This window comes from Ruegeria sp. C8, from assembly GCF_056537565.1.
The window spans coordinates 1-23,285 of the sequence record NZ_JBQFRV010000006.1 but is presented as its reverse complement, the minus strand read 5'-3'; the positions used below and the strand labels follow the sequence as shown (position 1 = coordinate 23,285).

The window sequence follows — 23,285 nt, the reverse complement described above, 5'->3', positions numbered from 1 at the left end:
CCTATAACAATGGATTTCAATGGGCAACGCACAGATACGCCACAAGCTGGCGATCTTTGCGCCCTATCAGCCGTTCAGCCGGTTCAGACGTGCGGTGACGGACAAACCATGTGCCTCGAGGCTTTCCGATTGCGCCAATGTCTCGGCTGCAGGGCCGATTGCACGTAGGGCTTCGGGGGTCATCTGGCTGAGCGTTGTACGCTTGAGGAAATCCATCACGCTGAGGCCGGATGAGAACCGCGCGGAGCGTGCGGTGGGAAGCACATGGTTAGGACCGCCGACATAGTCTCCGATGGCCTCCGGCGTGTATTGCCCAAGGAAAATCGCGCCTGCGTGGATGGTCTGTTCGCTCAGAGTGACCGGGTCGGCCACGCAGAGTTCCAAGTGTTCCGGCGCGATGCGGTTCGAAAGTGCGGCGGCCTCATCCAGATCGCGCACGGTGATGATCGCGCCAAAGTCCCGCCAGCTGGCGCCGGCGATGGCGCGGCGCTGTAGGGTCTCAAGTCGTTTTTCGACGGCCTGCGCCACGGCTTGACCGAAACCGGCATCATCCGTGATCAGGATAGACTGCGCGCTTTCATCATGTTCGGCCTGGCTGAGCAGATCCAGCGCGATCCAGTCGGGCTCATTGTCCTTGTCGGCAATTACGAGGATCTCCGAGGGACCCGCGATCATGTCAATGCCAACCTTGCCGAACACCCGACGTTTGGCGGCAGCGACAAAGGCGTTGCCCGGGCCGGTGATCTTGTCGACCGGAGCGATGCTTTCGGTGCCATAGGCCAGCGCGGCAACGGCCTGCGCGCCGCCGACGCGATAAATTTCATCCACCCCCGATAGCTGCGCGGCCAGCAGAACCAGCGGGTTTGCCTGCCCGTCCGGGGTGGGTACGACGATAGCCAACCGCTCGACCCCTGCCACCTTGGCCGGGATTGCGTTCATCAGAACTGATGAAGGGTAGGAGGCCAATCCGCCCGGCACGTAAAGGCCCGCGGCCGAGACAGCCGACCAGCGCCAGCCCAATGTCGCGTTGGTCTCATCGGTCCATTGGTGATCCTCCGGCATCTGCTTTTCGTGATAGGCGCGGATGCGCTCTGCGGCCAGTTCAAGCGCGGCGCGGGCTTCGGGGGTCACCTGTGCGACGGCTTCGGCAATTTCGTCAGCCGAAAAGGCCAGTGTCTCGGGCGTCAGTTCCAGCCGGTCGAATTTCGCGGTCAGCTCGATCACCGCCGCATCGCCACGGCTTCGGACATCGTCGATGATCCCGGCCACCACTGCATCCACATCCGGGCTGTCTTCGCGCTTGGCCGATAGCAGCGTTTGAAAGGCGGCCTCAAACTCGGGCGAGGTGGTGTCGAGAAAAACGGGCATGATCTGGCACTCCGGAGCGTTTCACGGGGACATATCGCCCGTAAGGGTTGGTCTCAACCCTTCTCGGCCTGGTGCAGCGATTTGCGCAGGGGGAATTGGGTCATCCCATGCCACTCTTCCTCATCACCCGCCGAAACCCAGCCATATCTGAGGTAGAAGGCCCGTGCTGTGTGAGTGGCATCCAAATAGGCCTGTGCGCAGCCTTGATCCGCCAGCTCCTGTTCAAGCCGGGCCAGCAGGGCCCGCCCGATACCACGCCGCACATGGCCGGGATCGACATAAAGCAGTGAGATCATCGAACCGTGGCGCAGCCCTCCGACGGCCACGATCTGTCCGTCTAGCTCAGCCACCCAGATATCCGAGCCGCCTTGTATCCAGCCGCGAACGGTCTGCGGGTCTTTGTTGGCGGTCCACAGCGCCACAAGTTCGGGGTCTTTGTGGTGATCCGCCGCGCAGAGATGGGTGATAGAGCGGATCAACACCTGGCTGATCTGAAACACATCAAACACGGTCGCACGGCGCAGCTCCAGACCCGAGGCGGGTCCGGAGAAGGCCTGCGATATGCCGCGTTTATTCTGGATGATGCGGTGCCTGGCCCGAAGGGGCCCGATAGGGGCGCGTCACGTCTTTCAGGGTGGCTTCAATTGCCTCGACCGTCAGGCGGATCGCGCCGTCGCCCGCAAGGGTCAGCAGGATCTGGCCTGCGCCGTCCTCGCTGGCCTCGAAATCGACCGAGAGCAGCGACATCACCATATCCGTGTCGCGGCGGTCGATCCCCTGACTGGCAACCGACAACACCGAGTCGAACACCAGAACCGACTGCACGCGCTCAAATGGGCGGTCGCGGCGCGTGGCGGCATCCTTGTCCTCCCACCGGAAGCGGTTCAACAACAGCCCGAAACGGCGCTGCGAAGGCTGCCACTTCATCTCGGTCACCGGGAACACCGCATCCTGTGCAAGCGATGAGATCACCTGTAGGTCGTCGCCGTCTTCGGCACCCAGATTCAGCGGCGCTTCGCGGCCGTCTTCAAAACTTGCGTCTGTCATTCGCCCTTGATCCGTTCGATTTTGGCACCCACGCCTTCCAGCTTGCGCACCACATGCTCATATCCGCGGTCCAGATGATAGACCCGGCTGACGGTTGTTTCCCCTTCTGCCGCCAGACCTGCAAGGATCAGCGAGACCGAGGCCCGCAGGTCCGTCGCCATCACCGGCGCGCCTTTGAGGTTTTCAACACCGGTGACAGTCGCCGTACCGCCATGCACCTCGATATTCGCGCCCATGCGGACAAGTTCGGGCGCGTGCATGAAGCGGTTCTCAAAAATGCGCTCTTCCAGAACCGAGGTTCCTTCGGCTGTGCACATCAGCGCCATCATCTGCGCCTGCAGGTCAGTGGGGAAGCCGGGGAACGGCTCGGTGACCACGTCCACGGCCCGCACGCGACCATTCTTGCGCGCAACTTTCAGGCCTTTTTCGGTTTCCGAAACGCTGACGCCTGCGGCTTCGAGTTTTTCCACGAAGGAGCCGACCAGCGACATGCGCCCGCCCAGCAGTTCTACCTCGCCACCGCAGATCGCAGGGGCCAGCATATAGGTGCCCAACTCAATCCGGTCTGTCACCACCTGATGGGTGGCACCATGCAGGCGGTCGACGCCCTGAATTTCGATCGTCGATGTCCCTTCGCCCGAAATTTGAGCGCCCATCTTACGCAAACACTCCACCAGATCGACAATCTCGGGCTCGCGCGCGGCGTTCTTCAGAACAGTGGTGCCTTTGGCCAAAGTTGCAGCCATGACGATGTTCTCGGTCGCCCCGACCGAGGCAAAGCGCATCTCATGCACCGCGCCTTTCAACCCACCCGGGGCCTTGGCGTGCAGATACCCGTCTTTCAGTTCGATCTCGGCGCCCAAGGCCTCCAGCCCTTCGACATGCAAATCCATCGGCCGCGCGCCAATGGCACAGCCACCCGGCAGCGACACGACCGCCTGCCCGAATCGCGCCAGCAACGGCCCCAGCACCAGATTTGAGGCCCGCATCTTGCGCACGATGTCATAATCCGCCGTCTGGCTGGTCAGATCATGGCTGGACATCGCGATCACCTGACCGTCCTGCAGCGCGGAGACCTCAGCCCCCAGCGATTGCAGCAGCGCTGTCATGGTCTTGATGTCGCTGAGGCGTGGCGCATTGGTCAGCGTCAGCGGTTCTTCGCTGAGAAGCGTCGCGGGCATCAGCGTCAGGCACGCATTCTTAGCCCCCGCAATCGGTATCTGACCGTTCAGCGGCCCGTTGCCCGTCACCAGAATCGAATCCATCTGCTCTTATCCCTCGTCCTTGTCGGCTTTGTCATCCGAGGCCGCCCGCGCCTTGGCCTGCGCCTTGCGCCGCGCCATGTTGGCCTTGAGCGCTGCTTTCAGCCGCTCTTCCCGCGCATCACCGGAATTGCCGTGTTTTTTAGGTGTATCTTTGTCTGCCATGGTCTTTCTCTACAGGAGGCGAAAAAAACCGTCCAGACACCCTTGCGCCGCGTTTCGTTTGAGTCTAATCACCCGCCCACGATGCTGCTGTAGCTCAGAGGTAGAGCACTCCCTTGGTAAGGGAGAGGTCGAGAGTTCAATTCTCTCCAGCAGCACCACCTTTTCAAAATGTTACGCTATCTTTTGGCTTTAGCCGTGTCGCCTTGGCGACCACATGGCGACCACGGACCAAGCTTTGATGTAAAGTTGTAGCGTTGGAGGACACATCCAGTGAAAAAGCCTCTTTGCCTCGTCGCCGATATCGCAACTTAACTGGACTGCTTGTAAGGGACTGACCTCCGCCCCCTAGCTACCCTCTTTGCTTGATGTTCCCGAACAAGCGAGGTTCTAATGGCAGCCGAGCCGTATTTTTCCTCAAAGGCCATCTACTCTGGGGTAAGCCCACTCAAGAAGATCGCGCCGACCTTCGAGCCTCGTTTCGGGGGCGAAGAGTTATTCACAAGAAGACAAATGTTCATTGGCCCACACAGATGGCCTTAGATGAGCAAAAGCCACAGAGTCTGCCGCTGTGTGTATTTTTTTGAACGGGCGGTTGGGAGCAAAACTCGTAAGCATCCCCGTGGTGCCGCCGGCTCTGTTCGGTAATGCATTGTTTTTATTATCGGCCATTCTTTTTTTACTTTCTGCCAATGCATTGAAATTTGACCATCAAATCTTCACATTTGTGTGAGAGCGACACAACCTGTGATTGGGTTGGGCTCAACCGGGTGAAAGGGTCCGGGTTCCGTTTACGACGGTTAGAAACGTTAAGTGTGTCCCACAATTTTGGTTGTAGGACGATGTGGTTTTGGATTGGGATATGCAAGAACTTCAAGAGTATTTCGAGTATCTATCTGCTGAAATTAGCGCAGAAGCCAGCGATTTGGGTATCGACGTCGAAGCAGCATTCCTCGAGCGCATGGGATCGCAGCTTGAAGCTGAAGGGGAATTGGTCACTCTGGATCGTGTTGGCTTCCAAGGTACCCGCGCTGGTAAGACGCTTCGAATAGATGGAATTGGTGGGGACCCGAGAGAAGCCGAAAGCGTTCTTAGCGTTGTCGTAAGCGACTATCACTCGGATGCATCACCTCAAAAAATCAACGCTGCCGAAGCAAAGAGACGCTTCTCTCACCTAGTTAATTTTATCACCGCTGCTCTTACGGGTAAACTTTCAAATGAACTAGAAGAAGGAAGCCTTGAAGCTGGGGCGGCGAGCATAATTGCCGACGCTTGGAGCTCGACTACCAAGGTTAAACTAATTGTTTTAACAAACGACATTTATAGTGCTTACACAGATGCGGTTCTGGCGGGAAAAATCGCGGATGTGCCAGTAACATATAATATTTGGGACCTTACTCGTTTCCACCGCTATGAGACATCGGGGCAGCTTCGAGAGAAACTTACTGTAAACTTCGCCGAGGAATTCGGAACTCCAATACCCGCACTGGCGGCGTCCTCGAACGAGGAGTCTCTTCAAAGCTACTTGACTGTTGTCGGCGGCGAGCAGCTCGCAGAGATCTATGAAAAATGGGGTGCCCGATTACTTGAGTCGAATGTGCGCAGCTTTCTCCAAGCTCGTGGCGCGGTAAACCGCGGTATCAGGGATACCATAAAAAACGAGCCTAGTATGTTCTTCAGTTACAACAACGGCCTTAGCGCGACCGCGGATAGCGTTGAACTTAAAAATACGCCAGAAGGACTCCAAATCGCGTCAGCAGTAAACCTTCAAATTGTGAATGGCGGTCAGACGACAGCGTCGCTGCACGCAGCACGGAAGACGTCCCCTGAGACTCTAAAAGACGTATTTGTGCAGATGAAGCTTACCGTCGTTCCAGAGCAAACCTCTGAAGAACTTGTTCCAAATATTTCCAAGTACGCTAACAGCCAGAATAAGGTGAGTGCGGCTGACTTCTTTTCGAACCATCCCTTTCACATGCGTATGGAAGAGTTTTCGCGACGTGTTTTGGCCCCAGCTGCCGAAGGCACCAACCGAGAAACCAAGTGGTTCTACGAGCGCGCGCGCGGTCAGTACCTTGTTGAACGATCCAAGAGATCTCAAGCTGCGCGGCGTCACTTCGATATGGAGTACCCGAAAGCCCAGTACTTCGTCAAAACTGACTTGGCTAAGGTGGAAATGAGTTTCAGAATGCACCCGGACATGGTCAGCAAGGGTGCTCAAAAAAACTTTGGAGCTTTTGCGCAGGAAATCGGCGCCGCATGGATAAGAGGCGAGCGGCAATTCGATAGAACCTGGTTCCGGCGGTTGATAGCCAAACTCATTGTTTTTCGCCACTTGGAGAAAGCTGTTCCAAAACAGGATTGGTACCCCGGTGGTTTTCGCGCGAACATTGTAACCTATGCGATTGCCAAAGTTATGGCTGATGTCGCAGACACCGATCTTGAGATCGATTTCGATGCAATTTGGCGCAAACAGGGCCTCCCAGACGAAATTGCTGTGATTTTTCTGAGAGCTGCGGAAAAGGCTGCAACTGTGATCACAAATCCAGAGGCGGGCATCAACAACGTTACTGAATGGGCAAAAAAGCAGGCTTGCTGGGCTACTCTGAAGCGCCTCGACGTTGATTACCAAGTGGACCTTAAGTCTTTCTTAATTGAGCCAAGCGAAGCCGAGGTAGAACGCCGCGATGAAATCAGGGAAGTAGCCCTCGTTACTGGAATCGAAGCCCAAGCAAAAGTAGTAGAATACGGTGGTGATTTCTGGAAAAGACTTAAACAATGGTCAGCTTCAAAGAAAATCCTCTCCGAGAAAGAAGCCGGAATCCTAACCACGTGCGGCGCGGTACCAAACCGAATTCCGAGCGAAAAGCAATCCTTAATAGCTGTTGAAGTGCTGGGTAGAGCCCGTTCCGAGGGCTACCTGGATAGAGATGAGGCGCCCAAAATCAAGATTAGTGCCATGAGCAGAGTACACTAGCCACGGCTCAAAAAAACCGCCATGAAACAGGTTGAACTATCAAGGTAAGACAATGAACGATCTGATAAACGAACCGGATGCAACCCGCTTGATATTCGGACTCCGGGATACTGGATACAACGTCCGAACCGCAGCCGCCGATATTATCGACAACTCAGTTGCCGCAAAGGCTGACAAGATTAATGTTGAAATCGTGCTCCATCAAGATGGTCGGAAACTCGTATACTTCGGCGACAATGGTGAAGGCATGGATGCGGCCGGAGTTCATCGGGCGATGCGGTATGGAGCGCCGGTAAGAGATAACCCAGAAAGCCTTGGTAAATTCGGTCTCGGGCTCAAAACCGCTTCGAGTTCAGTTTGCCGAAAGTTCACCCTTGTTTCTCGGGCGAGCGTTGATCAGCCTCTTGCGAAGTTGGCTTGGGATCTCGACCACGTGGCTCAACTAGACAGATGGGAAATGCTGCGGGAACCCGTAACTCCGGATGAAGACGAAATGTTCGAAGAACTGTGCGGCGAGACAGGAACACTCGTTGTATGGGAAAAATGCGACCGGATACTTTCTAAAGAGTACGAAGCCGGCGGCGCCCGTGAGCAGGCTGCGATAAAAAGACTAGCCGACACTCTAAGTAAGCACCTATCGCTAGTTTATCATCGTTTTCTAGAGAAGACCGATCAACGCGAACGTGACATTGATATTTTCGTGAACACAAGCCCCGTGGTGCCATGGAATCCATTCTACCCACAACGTTCCGACCAAGTTTTAACTGAAGCCAAACAGAAACTCATCATTGAATTGCCAGACGGCACTGAAGAAATCGCAAATATCAAAGCTTGGATTCTTCCACATCGTAGCGACATGACAAAAGACGAAGCGCGAGACTATGCAAGAATAAGCAATAGGGCGCAGGGCTTTTATGTATTCCGTGAAGGTCGCTTGATCCAAGATGGTGGTTGGATGGATGTATTTGGTTCACCCGAACCTCATACATCGCTCCTTAGAATTGAGTTTGATTTCGGGCACCGATTGGATGACGCGTTCAGAATAGACGTCAAGAAGTCTCGGATACTATTTCATAGAGACCTCGAGGACGGGTTGAAGGAGCTTTTACAACCCATCTATCGGGAGGCTGGAAACAGATACAGGCGAACAAGCCGTGCTCACGCAAACACGGCCAGACAAGTCGATCACAGTAGCGCGAACAACAACATCGCTGGCACGCCCAATGCAGCAAAGCCTTTAGTAAGCTCTGTGGATGTTAGCTCGCAGTCTGCAATTGTCTCAAACAACATGGGGCAACGGATACGAATTAAGTCACCAATTGAGAACAACGTCAGCCCGCAAACGGTCCATGTAGAGGCTGTCGAGACAATCAACAGCGGAGAGCTGTGGCAGCCGGCGCTTCGGAGTTCAAGCGAAGATGGTCATGTGCCTTCTGTCTTGCTCAACAAACACCACGATTTCTATCAAAAGATTTATCATCGAGCAGCCGCCAATGGGTTTGCAGTTGAGGGAATGGATCTATTACTTTGGGCGTTTGCCGTTGCGGAGCAGAACAATACCAATGATGAATTGGAGCCAGTTTTTGAGGATATTCGGACTGAGATCTCAAATAATCTAAAAAAGCTTCTGCGTAGCATGCCGGATCCCGAGCCGAATGAACTCACCGACGACGCCAATTCCTAATGATCATTGAGAAAAAACGCCTGATCATTGACGAGCTCGAAAAAGGTACAGGTGCTGTATTCGACCTTGAACCGGACACTTCTGGCATTCGCTCAGCGATGAAAGTTTGGTTTGCGGAACTTGGAAAAAACGGAGGCCCAATTGCGTCTCTGAAACCGTACGGATTGAAGGGGCACAAAGTTACCCTCAGGTTTGGGTCATTCGCTGGGGGATTAATCAACCAGATTCAAAGAGCAAGTGCAGAGGACATCCACCTGGCTAGAGCCTTGGTGGACTCTATTGACGGTAGTTGCAGTCTCGAGATCGCCGGTCAGGAACGCCGGAACTGGTGCGTCGCCGATGGTAGTTTCCTTGTTGAAGCTACTGTCAGAGACTTAAATGCGCCCAATTCTGACGCTGCGGTTGTCAAGACTTGCCGTGAGATCATAATCCCTTTGATGGCGGCAATGGCGGAACTGATCGGTTATGACGTCATCGAAGAACCCGATGAAAACGATATTGCTCTTCTTGAAGGGGCGATCAAACAATCAGTGGTTACACGTCGCGAACGAAACCCAAGAAGCAGGCTGCTTTGTGTAAGAATGCACGGATATGATTGCACAGCTTGCGGGAAAGATCCTCGGAGCATCTATGGTAGTGCGGGTGACATAATTGAAGTGCATCACTTGGAACCTCTTTCTTTACTGAATGAACCCAAGCCTTACGATCCAAAAACAGATCTTGTTCCACTCTGTCCATCATGTCATCGAGCTGTCCACTCCAGACGCCCAATCCCATGGTCAATTGAAGAAATTCGAAATTTCTTAGTGACACAAAATGGTTAATTATTCTGACTTGCCACGTAGTTTCGAGGAACTGAAGGATTCTTTGCCAGCAGACCACGTTGTGTCTGAAAGACTCATAGAGCCCACTATTTTACTAAGTCGCAAAGCCAATAGACTAATTGCTTGCCTTGGAGGCACGCGCAAGAGTAAGGGTCAGAGATACGAGCTTGTTGCTCCCTCAAACGAGCACTGCTGGGTCGTAGACGGTGCCGTCGTTCGCCCACTGCCTCGCGACGCAGCAACGCTTTTTGCCGACATTCTTGCCGACGCGGATCCGACAAATCTGAGTTTCGCTAAAGCAATTCAGCTAATTCGGGCCGAGGATTCCCTTTTCTCGGTTAATGCTGCGAGAAATGTTCTCCAGACAGGCAACGAAGCTGCGAAACAAAACAATGGGGCAATTTCAATCGCTGGGCTTGAAGCCAAGCTCTTTCCGTATCAAGCTCGAGGTGTGCAATGGATGAATGACACCATTACTCGCACGAATGGCCTCATTCTAGCAGACGAGATGGGGCTTGGGAAAACTCTACAAATAATTGCACTTCTTTTGATTTCGCCTCCGCAGACTTCTTCTCCTGCCCTAATTGTTTGCCCGACCAGTTTGATTGCCAATTGGGTTCGGGAAATCGAGCGTTTCGCACCAACACTTAGCTACATGGTCCACAGAGGGGCGCACCGCACCGGCATCGTCTCGGGTCTTCAATCCGCCCAGGTCGTCATTACGACCTATGACACTCTGGTGAATGATGTAGCCGTATTTACCTCGATGGAGTGGTCTTGGGTGATTTGCGATGAAGCGCAGGCTATAAAGAACCCAAGCTCTAATAGGCGGAAGGCACTTGCCGCAGTTCCGCGTCGCTGTTCTATACCAATGACCGGCACTCCAGTTGAAAACTCACTAATGGACCTTTGGTCCCTTGCGGATTTCGCAGTTCCCGGTTTGCTCGGGACAAAGACCGAGTTCGAGTTCGAATTTCCCGACAGCCTTGAAGCTGCGCAGCAGCTAGGCCAACTGACCGACCCAATAATACTTAAGAGGCGCGTATCAGAAGTTGCTGCAGATTTGCCAGAACGCCTCGATATCGACATCCCGTTGGAGCTGGATGACAGACTAGTAGATCACTACCGGGAAGTGCGGCAGGCTACTCTTGCGAAGTACCCAGTGGCAGGGGCACTTGTAGCGACTCTTCAACTCCAGTTGCTCTGCGCTCATCCTTGGTTGAGAAAGGAAGACGACGGCGATGAGGAGAATGCTTCACTGATCCCTTCAGACTCCATGCCCATAACGACTCCAAAGGTCGAGCGCGCGCTTGATTTGCTATCTGAGGCGTTTCGAAATGGGCGAAAGGTTCTAGTCTTTTCGCTCTTCAACAAGATCGGCGAGATCCTGAAGACAGCTGGCAGCGAATTGCCTTCAGCGTTTTGGGGTGCAATCAATGGAGGGACAGCGCAAGAAGACCGCCAACAGATTGTGGACCAATTTGCGGAGTTTGATGGGCCTGCCTGTTTGGTTCTAAATCCAAAAGCGGCCGGCGCAGGATTGAATATTACAGCTGCAACTATGGTCATTCACTTTACCCCTGTCTGGAACCCCGCACTCGAAATGCAGGCAAGCGCGCGTGCACACAGAAGAGGGCAAACTGAACCGGTCTCGATCTATCGGCTTTTTTACAAAGAAACCGTTGAAGAGGTCATGATCGAACGTTCAGCTTGGAAGCAAGATCTGGCTAATGAAACAGTCCCAGTGTCAACGCGCGATGCCGGAGATCTGAACAAAGCGCTTGAAATCATGCCAAGGAAACAATGATGAAAAAGACGTTCCGAAAGACACTTACCGCCAATGACGTCGGCGCGACTGGGGGGCACCAAGCTGGTGTGCATATCCCAAAGAAGGAATTGGAATTACTAGATATGTTGCCACCTTTACCACCTGAAGTTAAAAATCCGGATGCGTGGATATTATGTATTGACGACGCCGGTAACGAGCTGAAATTTCGCTACATTTACTACAATAACAAGCTGCACGACGAAAAAGGCACAAGAAACGAGTACCGCGTCACACATATGATGAAGTGGTTCAAAGATGTTGGGGCCAGTGCCGGGGATGAGTTTGAGATATCCCGTGAAGAAGAATCTGATCAGTTCTCAATTAGGTTGCTCAAGAAAGAACGCGCTGCAGCCACGAATGATGAGGGTGCTGTAAGAATTAGACTGACCAACTGGCGAAGAGTGCACTAAAAAATTACTCATTTTGCGAAACTAAAACCAAAACTGATTTGCTAGGCGGACCGAAGGTGGACAGGCTAGCAGTTTCCCGCCTACTTGGCAGCAAAGGTGTATCCTCGCATAGGCAAAGTATTCATCGTTGTCCCCGGTGAAAAATTGTCTTTCTTTTTGATTTGGATTTGGTACCACCCCCCAACACTGCTCAGACCGGCAAGCAATGTTGTTTTCCAACCGCCTTATGCTGATGGCTTTGGCCCTATCAACTTTGGCGCTGAGCAATTCGATGCTAAACTGCTGAAGGCATAAGACCCGCGTACAGGTTTAGTATTTTCGTCATCATTGAGCTTTCATGCAATCCTGGACCTTCCGCTAGATAAGGTAAGCGCACACAGCAAATCACTATATGTGCTCAGATTGTTCTTGTTGAGCGGGCAACTTACAGCCATAGTGTCAGAAAAATACCCAGGGTGGAGCAGTTATGACGGATTTCGAAATCCTTCTTCGGAAGGCGGGATATTCTGCCCCCGAAGCAGCGAAACACCTCGGTTACTCTGAAGGTCATATCTACAGATGGATCCGCGGTGATGAGAAGCCAAGGGATAGCATAATCCGATTGCTTAATATTGAAATCGAACAGCGCCGTCCGGTCGACAGCGAAGCCAGTTTTTCGTTTGTCGATCTCTTTGCCGGAATCGGCGGGCTTCGGAAAGCTATGGAAGGAGCTGGCGGACGTTGTGTGTTTACATCCGAATGGGACCGTTTCGCGCAGCAGACCTATATGGCGAACTTCCCTGACAACCGGTCGATAGCTGGTGATATTCGCGACATTGACGCAAGTACGATCCCAGCGCACGATGTGCTTGTTGCAGGATTCCCGTGCCAACCATTTTCGATCGCAGGTGTTTCAAAAAAGAACGCGCTTGGTCGCCTACATGGATTTGATGACGAAACCCAAGGCACCCTCTTCTTCGATGTCTTGCGCATTTTAAAGCATCATCGCCCCGCGGCATTCCTTTTGGAAAATGTCAAAAACCTAAAAAGCCATGACAAAGGTCGAACGTTTGAAGTCATTAAGCGGAAACTTAAGGACGAACTCGGATACTCAATCCATACACGGATCATAGATGCGGCCCACTTTGTTCCGCAACACCGCGAGCGGATAGTGATCGTTGGGTTTCGGGAAGAAGTGCCGTTCGACTTTGACGAGATACATCTCCCCGAGCGTGGGCATCGGTTAATGAGAGATATACTGCACCCAGAGAATGGGCTTGAAGACCCTGAAGCGCACTACACACTAGGAGAAAACGCGGCCGTCAGCGAGAAGTACACCCTTTCTGATAAATTGTGGCGTTACCTGCAAGACTATGCCGCCAAGCACCGGGCGAGAGGTAACGGGTTCGGCTATGGGCTTGTTGAACGGGATAGCATCGCACGAACATTGTCAGCGCGTTATTACAAGGATGGTTCAGAGATCCTTGTGAACCGGGGCAAGGCCCGGAACCCACGTCGGTTGACCCCTCGTGAGTGTGCTCGCCTCATGGGCTACGATGAAGACTTTCGAATCCCAGTCTCAGATACTCAAGCATACAAACAGTTCGGAAATTCTGTTGCAGTTCCGGTATTCGCTGAGGTTGCACGTATTATGCGACCGCATATTCTGTCATTGATAGAAATCGAAACGGAGTCCTTACTCAGATTTGGTTGATGTACACGACAACGCCGCCCGAAGCCGTAACATGGCTGCAATACGTGGCGCCGACACGAAGCCAGAAATGTTTATCCGTCGCGGATTGCACGCCCGGGGTTTCCGCTTCCGCCTACATAATCGGAACCTGCCTGGGCGCCCTGACCTGGTTTTCCCAAAATACCGTGCGACGCTTTTCGTGAATGGTTGTTTCTGGCATGGCCACGGCTGCAATCTCTTTAAGTGGCCGCAGACCCGGGTGGAATTCTGGCGTCAGAAGATCGAAACTAACGTCGCTCGGCATAAGACCAACACACTGATGCTAAGGGAAACAGGCTGGCGCGTAGGAGTCGTTTGGGAGTGTGCACTTAAAGGGCGCAAACGACGAAGCGTTGAAGATGTGCTAAACATAGTATCCGATTGGCTTAACGAACCGAGTGGCGATTTGGAACTTAAGGGGCTGCCTTAAAATAAGAAATTGGCGACATTCTCTTGAAGGTTAACGCGCTGCTAGGCCTTTCTGAAGCGCGGCTACCAAGTTGCCGACCGAGGTCCAAACAGTTTGCCACGGGTCAGTCTTATTGCACCGCGGAAGCTAAGGATTGTGAAATGCACAGCGTTAGGTTTTCTCCAACGAAGTACCCCGAATTGCAATGTACCGCCAAGTCCAAACGTAGTGGTAACCGCTGCAAGCGATGCCGGCGACCCGGATGGAACGTGTGCCGGATGCATGGAGCCGGGGGACGAAACCCTCGAGCGCGCCAGACACCAGAGCCTGCCAAAGGTCCAAACAACGAGCGCAACCGGATGATTAAGATGCAACGGCGCTTTGCGCGCGCGGAAACGGGACATGTACCAAGGGATGTCGAGCGTGAATTCGCTCGTAATTGGGCAACGCGAATTTCACACGCTGATCATGAGAGATTCTTGCTTTCGCTTTGGGCGCGCATGGAAGGCCGATTGCAAACACGTGATTGGATCGACGCTCAGAGGCAAGTTGGCCTCTTGGATGAGAGGTTGAAAGCTAGTTAGGGGGGCTTGCGGGGATGAAAGAAGCGCAGATGTGCCCATCACAATCGTCAGGTGGCGCAATTGTGGTGACACCGGCGCCTTCTTATGTCCCAGATCATAGGATGGAATGTCTCGAGAATGACCAAGAGAAATCAAAAGAACTTGGTTCCTAAATTCCTATTAGCGCGCTCTCAACTTCAAGAGACACGAAAAAACACATTTGATTGAAAGCAGATCGGCATGAACCTATCTGTTTTTCGTTAATTTTAAGCGGAAATTTTAGATACTAAACTAAATCCAGTGTTGATTAACTCAATATCGAACACACACAGAAACGCACACACAAAACCCTATAGGGTTTTTGTGTGTGTGCGTGCCCGTGTTAGGTCATTGACTTTCTTGTGGCGTAAAAATCGAGGGTGGTCCCACCTGACTTCACGCGCGGCCTTCCGTCCTTCCCATCACCTCTCACAATCGCTATGCGTCCTGCTTCCAGCAGCTGATCGATGCCCGCAACCACGTCCACCTTTTTTCGACCGTCGAGCCTCTGCATAACTATCGAAATTAGGCCACTTTCGGCGCGAGTTTGTGTCGTGGGGTGTTTACCCAGCCTCTCCTGCCCTTCAAGTATATCATAAACTTTGTTTGCGAGTTCCGCCCGACGCGTTTCGATATGCATGTGAGTGTCTTCGGGTAGCATGACATCAATGGCGCCATCTTCCCATTTAGCGAACAGCGCTTTGGCTTGTTGTGAGTACTGATGTTTTTTCTGTCGCAATTCCACCGTATGTGTGTCTCGGTCGAGCCTTGCCCAAATTCGGTAACGTGCCTTGTTGTTCCATGCGGTAGAACCAGAATACTCGCTGTCCTCTGACTTTCCAGGGTGCCCGATCAAGATGATGGCTATGTTTTGATCTAATGCCAGATTGTGCATTAGACGCATGAAGCTGCTGACCTGCATGCGGTCATTCTCGTTCAGCTCGAACAGATCGCTCAAAGGATCAAGGATGACGATGTCAGGAGCTTCCTGTTTTATCACGTTCAATAGAACGTGATAAAATGCAGATGGGACAACAGTCGATCTGGCACTTTTGTCATTGGTTTCCCTAACCATACTCATATTGACCCGTTCCACATCCGGCAGGCGCAGGTTTTCTTTAAGCGTTTCGTATTCTTCACCGTCTATCCCCAACCTTGAGATGATCGATCGCAGCCTACGCCCTGTTTGTTTCCGACCATCCTCAGAAGAAAAGAACAACACCTTAAATGGCAGCTGCGGTAGTTCATTGAAAACCGAGCGACCGATAGCGAGACGTGCGGCGGTAGTTAGCATAAGGGCCGTCTTGCCGGTTCCTCCGGCTCCGTACAACAACGTCAAGCACCCACGCGGCACCCAACCGGGAATCACAAACTCTTCTGGGACGCTCCCTGCCAATAAAAGCGCGTCCAAGTCCGGGATTTGCAACGGCTTACCGAACGCGTCTACCGATTTCAGCTTGCGTCTGGACAATCGCTCTTCCATTTTTTCCTGATAGTCCGGCAAAGCACTCAACCCGCCCAGAGGTTCATTGATGAAAGTAAACTCCTGCCCTTCTTCGTTGGTCAGGGTGATGGTGGAGTGCCCCTCGTATTGTCCCTCTTCACGCGTCCAACCGTCAGGCAGGTCGCGCCCTCCATATAGCGCTTTTATTATTTGTGTGGGTTTGCTCCACTGCTCTCGCGGATAACTCTTCTGCTCCATTCGCTAACTCCGCTCAGGCCAGTTTTTTTGGCCTTCACCGTATTTCAAAGTCTTTACCATTCTTTGAGAATTCCGATTGGTTCAAACGCCATCTTCCGAAATGGCATTGCCGGCTGGCAGCCCGTTTACCCAACGCATTATGTCGGTGCCGCGGTATCGGATCTTGCGCTGACCAATGCGTACGAACTGCGGACCGGTGCGGTTTGCCCGCCAACGACGAACAGAATGCACCGACACTCCACAAAATGCGGCTACGTCGTGATCAGCATAGAGATGGTCAGGTTGTATGGTCATGACTGTCTTCTCCCGGGAGGAAGCAGACAATTTCGGCATACCGCTCCTCCCCTCGTGTTGGGGATGGATGAGGATGCCGAACGACCTCTACAAGCTATCTAAACCTGACGTTAACGCTTCATATCCGGTTGTCAATGCGCGGAAGACTGCAATCAGTGGCGCTGAAATCGAGGCCGCCCGACCACTACTCATCTGAATACACTAGGCGTAGGTTCGATGGTCGCGCCGCGCAGGTTAGGGAACATGTGTTGGATGCGTTTCAGACGCTGTAGATCGAGCCAGAACAAGTGCGACATGGACGATCCTCCTACCGCCCTTGAAACATGATGGCGTCACCGATGGAGTCGGATAAACCAATGGCCGCTCAGAACGGCGAACCCGTCGTCCGACGAAAATCTTTAGATGACGGCAGTGAGCCCATAGCAGACAAACAGAAGGGCGGCACTACGAGGTAGTTGCCGCCCTCCCCATGTTGTTGTCGCGTTATTCGGGATACGCACTCACATGGCACGACATCTCTTTCTCGATAGCGAACTGTTTCGGCGCCAAATTGACAGTCTATCACTTCATAAGTTCGATCTCGCCCGGTCGCCACGATCCGTCAAACCAAGGCTCGAGGGGGCCATACAAACGCAATACGGTCGACCACGATTTGCCCGGCATCGTCTGTATCCAGTTGCCTTCTTTGCCTTCAGGCGCTTCAGGCGCCAACCAGACAGTGTAACTTCCGTCTTCATTCGCTTCCAAGGTCGGTTGGTTGCTGTCGACCCCTGCGAGTTTCTGATCAGTTTCGAGCAGAGAACGGGTCTGGGTGTCGTAGACGACGAAAGACCAGTAATCCTGCGCGGGCGGATTTGGCGGGATGGTGACGGAATAGGTTTTGCTCCCGTCGAAGTAGTTCCCGTCACTGTCCCGGTTTGCCAGCGCATATTGCGACCCGACACCAACCTTTTGTGCAACCATGGCAGGCGTAATGCCAGTCGCGTAGTAGTGGAACAGGGTTCGCGCATCGAGGATCTTCACGTCCCCCGCCTGGAACTCATGATTGCCACCCACGAACGCTGTCTTCCAATACCCTTCGTCATAATAGAAGGGCGCACGCGAACGAGGAGCAAAGTTCAACGACTTAGCCGCCGCCGTACCCAATGCGACTGCCTCTGTGAGCAGCAGCCTCAATTCGTCATCGGGTTCAAATGGTTCACCTTTCCGGATACCCAGCGAGAACATTGCTCCCATCAACTCATCGGGAAGGGCTCCTTCCGCTTCGCTGTCGACAACGGCCTTCATCTCTTCAAAGAAGGAAAAGTCGTTGGCGTGGATCGTGTTGAACTGACGATCAGTCAGGTTCACGAATTCCTGATCGGGCGGAGCGTCGCGGTCTTCCCACCGGTAAACACGAAGCGTTTCCTTCACACGATCCACTGCGGCTTCTACGCCGTCTTCCCCATAAAACGCACGCAACAGAAACCAGTTCCGATAGCTTGGCGGCTCGACAATATAGTAACCTTCGTCCGGCAACTCGCCTTCATAGTCGGGCGGAACGATCAAGAACTTCCCGCCCTCACCAGCGTCAGGCCCAGCGTTCCCGATATCAGTGACATAACGCATATAGGCATCGTTCACGAACCCCAGCATGCCCGGCGGTACGTCGTAGACCACTGGCCCTTCGGACAGGTCCGTACAATTGAGAATGTAGATTGTCGTGGTGTTCGGCGTGAGAAGAAGCGAACGCGCGTTATACAGGTCTTCAAAGATCCCGATCTTCATCGGATCAACGCCGGCGCCCTCTTCGAGCCCGTGACACATTGCATATGTTGAGGCTGCAGGCATTCCATCCATGAACACCTGCATGCCACGCATGAAGTTCAGTGCGTTATACGACAGCTTAGCTGTATCCGGCGTCGGCAAGCCGTCAAAATACTCCAACGTTCCAAATCGTGTCTCCACCTGATCCGGTACGATTATGCTATCCGGCACTTCAGCCTTGTACTCTTGGGCTGGAGATTGCGATGCGAGTACCAGGGTAGTCAGCACGGCTAACGACTTTGTTTTCATTGTTCGCTCCATCGGGAATTTTTGTCTGTTTTGATCAGTTTACTTTTTCTAAATCGCCCAGCATCCAGCCACTCTCCAACCATCCGTCCTGCGGCCCATATAGACGGAACAAAAGGAAGTACGGTTCTGTGGTTGGTATCCAGTTGCTTTCCATGCCTTCCGGTGCCTCTGGTCCAAAAAAGATGTCGTAAGAACCGTCTTCATTGGCTTGCATAGAGTCTGTGTCGCGCTCGGAAAGACCCACTGGATCAACGTTCCGGATGAAGCTCTTGGTCTCCATCGAATAAACTATCACGGACCAGAAATCGTCGGCAGGTGTGTCCGCTGGGACGTTCAGTCTGTAGTTCTGATTGTGGTCGTACATTTCACCGTCGCTGTCGCGAAGGCCCGTCAGATAAAATGTACCGCCACCGAGTTGTTTCGGCAGGTACGTGATCCAGAAGTAGCTGCCGCCCGCACGCGCATCCACAAGTACCTCTGTCTCAGTCTCATACGGGAATCCTGCCTCGGGTTGACCTTCGGCAAAGTCCCATATCAACCACTGGCTCTTCATCTCGCCGCTATCGTCGACCCAGAGCGGGATCATGGCTTTGCCGGGCGTTACAAAGTAGTTCTGCATTGAGGCATACGCCAACAACAAACCCTCATTCATAGCTTGCATCTGAAATTCCGATGGCTCGAAAGGTTTTCCCTTTTCGATCCCGAGATCCTTCAGGAAGTTTATCATGACCTTGTCTTGTGGTCTGACGGGGTTGTTTTGAACGTAATCGTTCAAGTCCTGAAAGAATGTCTCGTTGTAGTATGGAAGCGAGTCGTACGGCACTTCTGACGCTTCGAGATAGTTGTTGGGTGGCGGATTGTCGGCCTCAGACAGGTAGTACACTTTGATCGTCTGAGCGTACTCGGCCGCATCGGCGTCCGTTCCGCCATTCGTCAGTTTTGGCCGGAACGAAAACCCATATTCGTAGGTATCTGTTTCAAAGGGAAGGTATCCCGCCTCAGTTAATTCCTCCAGGGACATATCCCCTTCGTAGCCTGGGGGGAGCATGAGGTACTTGCCGCCGGCACCTTCATCGAAACCATCGGGACCAACGTCCACAATAGGAACATCCCAAGCATTCACGATTGTACCGAAGTAGTTCACCTTGTCGGTGGCAGCAGGCACTTCAATGACAAGGGGACCGGGTTCGGAGGTCATTGAAGCCCAAGCATAGGCCGTAACGTCGTTGGCCGTAAGAAACCCATGTTTGGAGTCGAACGGCTTGTTGAGATAAATGATGTCGTTGTAGTCGCCACCGAGGTCGCGGCGAATGCCCTTCAGAAAATCGATCATACCAGCGGCGGGCATTCCCCAGATAGCAGTCTGAGTGGCGCGCTGCACCATGATCTTGTACTCGATGTTCTCGACTTCGGCTGATCGTGCAAGGATGTCACCCGTGTCGTTGAAAGACTGGGAAAGAACTGGCGAGGAAGAAATACCTACAAAAAGCGCCACGCCAAAAAGATGCGTCGACAAACCGCTGTGTGATGGCCCAAGTATCTTCATGGCGCAATGCTCCCTGCTGTTTGTGGAAAGCTTGCACATCCGACCAGCCGATGCGTATCATTTCACGACACGCGGGCGAAAAAGCGGGTTGACGGATTGAACCTACCACCGATGATTTCGGCCAAGGCCTTGGGCGCGATGCCCCAGTTTGTGCTTGAGGCCGCTGGGGAAAGACGCCTGTTACGTGCTTTTGACTCGGCCGATCTTCCTGTTCACTTCATTGAGGAAAGAGGCGGTTACATCTCGGAGCATGTCTTGGCGACCTTTGTGCACGAAGCCGCACGATCCACGGGACAACAAAACATCGGATTGTTGTGGTCACCGTATCTCACCGTCGCGGACTACGGCGCCTGGGGTAGTTACGTTCTTTCTGCTCCAACGCTGGGGGCAGCGCTAATACGAGCTTCTGCCGTCATGCCATTTCATTCGTCCACGGATCGCGCGTGGCTTGAAACTTCGGGCACAAGCGCGCGCTACTGTTATCGTTTTGGACTTCGCTCGCATTTCGCGTATCCGGACATCGGTTTCTCGGCCGTTGGGGTTTTTCTGAGCATATTCCGCGCGTATTTAGGAAACGACTGGAAGCCATCGGCCGTGCTCTTGGACTTCCCGAAAGTTCCTGGATTTGTCGAGGCAGAAGACACCTACGCTTGTCCTGTAATCTGGAACGCCACCCGGCTTGGGGTTGAGTTTGAAGCATCGGCTTTGCGAGCCGAAGCCACGCCCAAAAAACTTAGCAGCGGCTCGACAACTGTCGGAGATATTTCTCGCGAACGATTGGGCGGCCCACCTCAAACACTTAGAGGACAAGTCGAGGAAGTGGTTTGGCAACAACTTCACCGGGAGGAAATGTCGATTGATGCCACCGCGCGTTCGCTCGATCTTGGCGTTCGCACACTACAACGGAAGTTAGCAAGCGAAGGGGTTCGTTTTCGCGAAATCGTCAACGATGTCAGGGTAGCAAGGGCTGAGGAACTCCTCGCAGATACGCGCGAGACAGTCTCCAGTATCTCCTCCATGCTAGGATATGAAACCGCAAATAATTTCAGCCGCGCATTTAGGAAGGTGACGGGACTGACGCCCTCTGACTATCGCAAGATGAACTCCGACTAGAGTTAACTTGTGGGTCGCGAGAGCATTCTTCCAATGTCCGATTCGTCCCGCATTGCGGTCTTTGCCCCGTTTTCAGCCAACGTCCGCTTCTAATAAGAAGCCGACGTTGACGTTAAGCCTTTTTGTGGATCCTTACCCTAGGGAACTAACCAGAACTCGCCGAGTTCAGACAGCGTATCCTCCCATCGAAATTGGGCTTCGAAACGCCGGTCGATAATGGTGGATTTGTCATAGGTTCCAGCTAGCCCAGGGCGCTTGTGGCCGATCATTCTTTCGGCAGTGTCAAAGTCGATCCCAAGTTCGCTCAAGCCGGTACGGTATGTGCGGCGCAGGCCGTGGATAGACAGGCGGTCGTCGCCGAATGCTTTACGGACCGGAATGATCCGCTTTGACCAGCCGGACATTGGCGATCCGGGTTTGCGATGACTCGAGAAGATCAAGTCGTCGGTTTCACCGATGATCGCGCAAGCAACCTCCGCGAGATTTTCCAGCAACGCGCGGGACAGAAGACCGAGCGGGACTGTGTGCTCAGTCCCGCTCTTGGTACGGTCTGCGGGGACTGTCCAGATCGAGAGATTGGCGTCGAGCTCCGTCCAACGCATGTGAGCGACTTCGTTGCGGCGTTGGCCGGTCAGAAGTGTGAAGCGCAGAAATGCTTGGAATATCGGATCATGAGAGGAGCTGACAGCCTTCAGGAACCGCTTAATCTGGTCTGGGGTATTCATGGTCCATTGGCTGCCCGAGAGGCGCTGCGCGCGTGTCTGGCGCGGTCTACGGTAGCCTGCGAGGGGCGAGACAGGGATATGTCCCTTGTCTGCTGCGAAGTTCAGAAATCCAGTGGCGTTCTTGCGGAAGTAGTCGGCAGCGCCGGGACGACCGGATTTCTGGATACCGTCAATGATCGCGGTCAGGTCGAGGCGTGTCAGATCACCGATTGGACGCGAGCGGTGCGGGTTTAGGTTCGCGCGCAGCGATTGCATCATGTCGTTCGTACGGACGATCTGGCGCGCGATCAGGTCCTGTTCGTAAAGGTCTAAAAGCTGGGCGGTTCGGATCGCGCCGATCTGAGGGACGCGCGGATCGATACCGTTGCGCAGATCGAGGATATTGGCGCGTGCGAGGTTGCGCGCCTGTTTGAGAGTGATTGCGCGGGTGTCACCGATCTTGATCTGGACGCGCTTGGCTTGACGACCGGTCCCGAGGCGTGAGCGGAGGATGTAGACCTTAGTGTCGGTCCCGATGCGCACCGCGAGGCCGGGAACATCCGTGTCATTGATTTCGTGTCGTTGGGCGCCTGGTTTTGCTGCGCGGACCTTAGATTCGGTTAGGGCCTCGCGCTGGGCGCTGGGTTTGGGGCTGACCGGAACGATCTTTAGAGCAGTTTGGGTCATAAACCGTTTTCCTTTTTTTGGCGACCACATGGCGACCACCGTTACGCTCACTTATCGCAACATAACATAACCTAACGCAATAAAATGATAAAGAATTCAATTTATTCTAACTACTCTACGCGACCCAGCGCATATCAGAGCACTCCCTTGGTAAGGGAGAGGTCGAGAGTTCAATTCTCTCCAGCAGCACCATCTAATCACTCTTGTTTTATGGCTCCCCTTGTATTTTAGGGTGTGACGCCGCCGTGTCTGATACATGGAGGTGGTACATTGAAGCGAGTGAAGATAGTGCCGAACCCTGTCTTACGAGATAACGGGACCTATTACCTGTGGGTTGCGGCTCCTGCAGACGTCGCAAAAAAAGCACAGGAGACGTTCTTGACTATCCCCATCGGTGACACCACAACGCGAGCCAAGATCAACACTCATGCCAAAGCGTATCTGAGGACGAAAGAACTGACGGAAGCGCGGAAGCGGTTCCCAGCAGCATTGGCCGCAGTTGAAGCCCACTGAGACAGCTTGAGGAGAGGGCCAATTGAGTTGAGCCACAAACAGGCACTGGCACTTGCTGGCGAGGTTCGGAGGGCTTGTTGATGCGGCTCTCGGCAAGCGCCACCTGAGCATCACTTCAGCTTCGCGCATGAAATTACTGGGCCACTTGTCAACTGCAATGAACGAAGCGTCAGCGGTCAATGAGGCAAAGGCGTTTGGCGATTACTCAGACATCGGCCAGACTGACAAATACCCTGAATACGTTGAGCCGAAGGCACAGGAAAGAGAAAATGAAAATGGCGATACCAGCAAAACCCTAGGGTCAGGACCCATTGATTTCCGCTTTGCTGCGTGATTCACGGTTCGAAAATCGAGCGGTGACCATGTCTGATCTTTTCTGGCTGACGG

General features: G+C 53.4%; 20 protein-coding genes and 1 tRNA gene. 11 read left to right on the top strand and 10 right to left on the bottom strand.

The genetic code is table 11. The features are described 5' to 3' along the window. Positions 1-66: 66 nt before the first annotated feature. The 5 genes from hisD to ACR0KL_RS09635 form a co-directional block, all read right to left on the bottom strand. Entirely contained in the window at positions 67-1,368 is a 1,302-nt protein-coding gene (gene hisD, locus ACR0KL_RS09655; protein WP_480776932.1) for a histidinol dehydrogenase, read from the bottom strand. A 53-nt stretch (positions 1,369-1,421) separates the two neighbouring features. Next, the gene (locus tag ACR0KL_RS09650) at positions 1,422-1,877 is read right to left on the bottom strand and encodes a GNAT family N-acetyltransferase (protein ID WP_480555387.1); all 456 of its coding nucleotides are present in this window, start codon (positions 1,875-1,877) and stop codon (positions 1,422-1,424) included. Positions 1,878-1,938: 61 nt separating this feature from the next. Then, entirely contained in the window at positions 1,939-2,415 is a 477-nt protein-coding gene (locus tag ACR0KL_RS09645) for a DUF2948 family protein (RefSeq protein ID WP_170680824.1), read from the bottom strand. After that, a complete protein-coding gene (murA, locus tag ACR0KL_RS09640) occupies positions 2,412-3,680 on the bottom strand; it encodes a UDP-N-acetylglucosamine 1-carboxyvinyltransferase (protein ID WP_170680826.1) in 1,269 nt (422 codons plus the stop codon). Before murA ends, ACR0KL_RS09645 begins: the two co-directional genes overlap by 4 nt. A 6-nt stretch (positions 3,681-3,686) precedes the next feature. Next, the gene (locus ACR0KL_RS09635) at positions 3,687-3,842 is read right to left on the bottom strand and encodes a hypothetical protein (RefSeq protein WP_170680828.1); all 156 of its coding nucleotides are present in this window, start codon (positions 3,840-3,842) and stop codon (positions 3,687-3,689) included. An 83-nt stretch (positions 3,843-3,925) separates the two neighbouring features. Here ACR0KL_RS09635 and ACR0KL_RS09630 point away from each other — a divergent pair. From ACR0KL_RS09630 to ACR0KL_RS09595, 8 genes are all read left to right on the top strand, one after another. Continuing rightward, positions 3,926-4,000 (top strand) — tRNA-Thr (locus tag ACR0KL_RS09630). Positions 4,001-4,701: 701 nt separating this feature from the next. Beyond that, positions 4,702-6,816: an AIPR family protein gene (locus ACR0KL_RS09625; RefSeq protein WP_480776931.1), complete on the top strand. Its 2,115-nt coding sequence runs from the start codon at positions 4,702-4,704 to the stop codon at positions 6,814-6,816. Between the two features lie 52 nt (positions 6,817-6,868). After that, positions 6,869-8,500 carry an ATP-binding protein gene (locus ACR0KL_RS09620; RefSeq protein WP_171231010.1) on the top strand — a complete coding sequence of 544 codons (1,632 nt, stop codon included), beginning with the start codon at positions 6,869-6,871 and terminating at the stop codon, positions 8,498-8,500. Next, positions 8,500-9,324: an HNH endonuclease gene (locus tag ACR0KL_RS09615; RefSeq protein ID WP_480776930.1), complete on the top strand. Its 825-nt coding sequence runs from the start codon at positions 8,500-8,502 to the stop codon at positions 9,322-9,324. The genes ACR0KL_RS09620 and ACR0KL_RS09615 overlap by 1 nt, the downstream gene beginning before the upstream one ends. Further along, positions 9,317-11,131 (top strand): DEAD/DEAH box helicase, encoded by a 1,815-nt coding sequence (locus ACR0KL_RS09610; RefSeq protein ID WP_480776929.1) that lies wholly within the window; start codon positions 9,317-9,319, stop codon positions 11,129-11,131. The genes ACR0KL_RS09615 and ACR0KL_RS09610 overlap by 8 nt, the downstream gene beginning before the upstream one ends. Beyond that, positions 11,131-11,562, top strand: a complete 432-nt coding sequence (locus ACR0KL_RS09605) for an EcoRII N-terminal effector-binding domain-containing protein (protein WP_254444442.1) — start codon at positions 11,131-11,133, stop codon at positions 11,560-11,562. Before ACR0KL_RS09610 ends, ACR0KL_RS09605 begins: the two co-directional genes overlap by 1 nt. Positions 11,563-12,028: 466 nt before the next feature. After that, positions 12,029-13,255, top strand: coding sequence for a DNA (cytosine-5-)-methyltransferase (gene dcm / locus ACR0KL_RS09600; protein WP_480776928.1), 1,227 nt, complete (start codon positions 12,029-12,031; stop codon positions 13,253-13,255). Further along, positions 13,248-13,703 (top strand): very short patch repair endonuclease, encoded by a 456-nt coding sequence (locus tag ACR0KL_RS09595; RefSeq protein WP_480776927.1) that lies wholly within the window; start codon positions 13,248-13,250, stop codon positions 13,701-13,703. The genes dcm and ACR0KL_RS09595 overlap by 8 nt, the downstream gene beginning before the upstream one ends. A gap of 924 nt (positions 13,704-14,627) precedes the next feature. Here ACR0KL_RS09595 and ACR0KL_RS09590 read toward each other — a convergent pair. The 4 genes from ACR0KL_RS09590 to ACR0KL_RS09575 form a co-directional block, all read right to left on the bottom strand. Then, positions 14,628-15,986, bottom strand: coding sequence for an AAA family ATPase (locus ACR0KL_RS09590; RefSeq protein WP_480776926.1), 1,359 nt, complete (start codon positions 15,984-15,986; stop codon positions 14,628-14,630). An 81-nt stretch (positions 15,987-16,067) separates the two neighbouring features. Continuing rightward, positions 16,068-16,280 (bottom strand): helix-turn-helix transcriptional regulator, encoded by a 213-nt coding sequence (locus ACR0KL_RS09585; protein WP_171231017.1) that lies wholly within the window; start codon positions 16,278-16,280, stop codon positions 16,068-16,070. Positions 16,281-16,841: 561 nt separating this feature from the next. Beyond that, on the bottom strand, positions 16,842-18,335 hold the full coding sequence (locus ACR0KL_RS09580; RefSeq protein ID WP_217360953.1) for a DUF1254 domain-containing protein: 1,494 nt from the start codon (positions 18,333-18,335) through the stop codon (positions 16,842-16,844). A gap of 34 nt (positions 18,336-18,369) precedes the next feature. Continuing rightward, a complete protein-coding gene (locus ACR0KL_RS09575; RefSeq protein WP_480776925.1) occupies positions 18,370-19,881 on the bottom strand; it encodes a DUF1214 domain-containing protein in 1,512 nt (503 codons plus the stop codon). 96 nt (positions 19,882-19,977) lie between these two features. Here ACR0KL_RS09575 and ACR0KL_RS09570 point away from each other — a divergent pair, with 96 nt between their 5' ends. Next, on the top strand, positions 19,978-20,994 hold the full coding sequence (locus ACR0KL_RS09570) for a helix-turn-helix domain-containing protein (RefSeq protein ID WP_480776924.1): 1,017 nt from the start codon (positions 19,978-19,980) through the stop codon (positions 20,992-20,994). Positions 20,995-21,131: 137 nt separating this feature from the next. Here the strand turns inward: ACR0KL_RS09570 and ACR0KL_RS09565 are convergent, their stop codons facing one another. Further along, on the bottom strand, positions 21,132-22,385 hold the full coding sequence (locus ACR0KL_RS09565) for a tyrosine-type recombinase/integrase (protein ID WP_480776923.1): 1,254 nt from the start codon (positions 22,383-22,385) through the stop codon (positions 21,132-21,134). 378 nt (positions 22,386-22,763) lie between these two features. Here ACR0KL_RS09565 and ACR0KL_RS09560 point away from each other — a divergent pair, with 378 nt between their 5' ends. Then, complete coding sequence (locus ACR0KL_RS09560; RefSeq protein ID WP_480555389.1) at positions 22,764-22,898, top strand: hypothetical protein; 135 nt, start codon at positions 22,764-22,766, stop codon at positions 22,896-22,898. 52 nt (positions 22,899-22,950) lie between these two features. After that, a complete protein-coding gene (locus ACR0KL_RS09555; protein ID WP_170680830.1) occupies positions 22,951-23,232 on the top strand; it encodes a hypothetical protein in 282 nt (93 codons plus the stop codon). Positions 23,233-23,285: the final 53 nt, after the last annotated feature.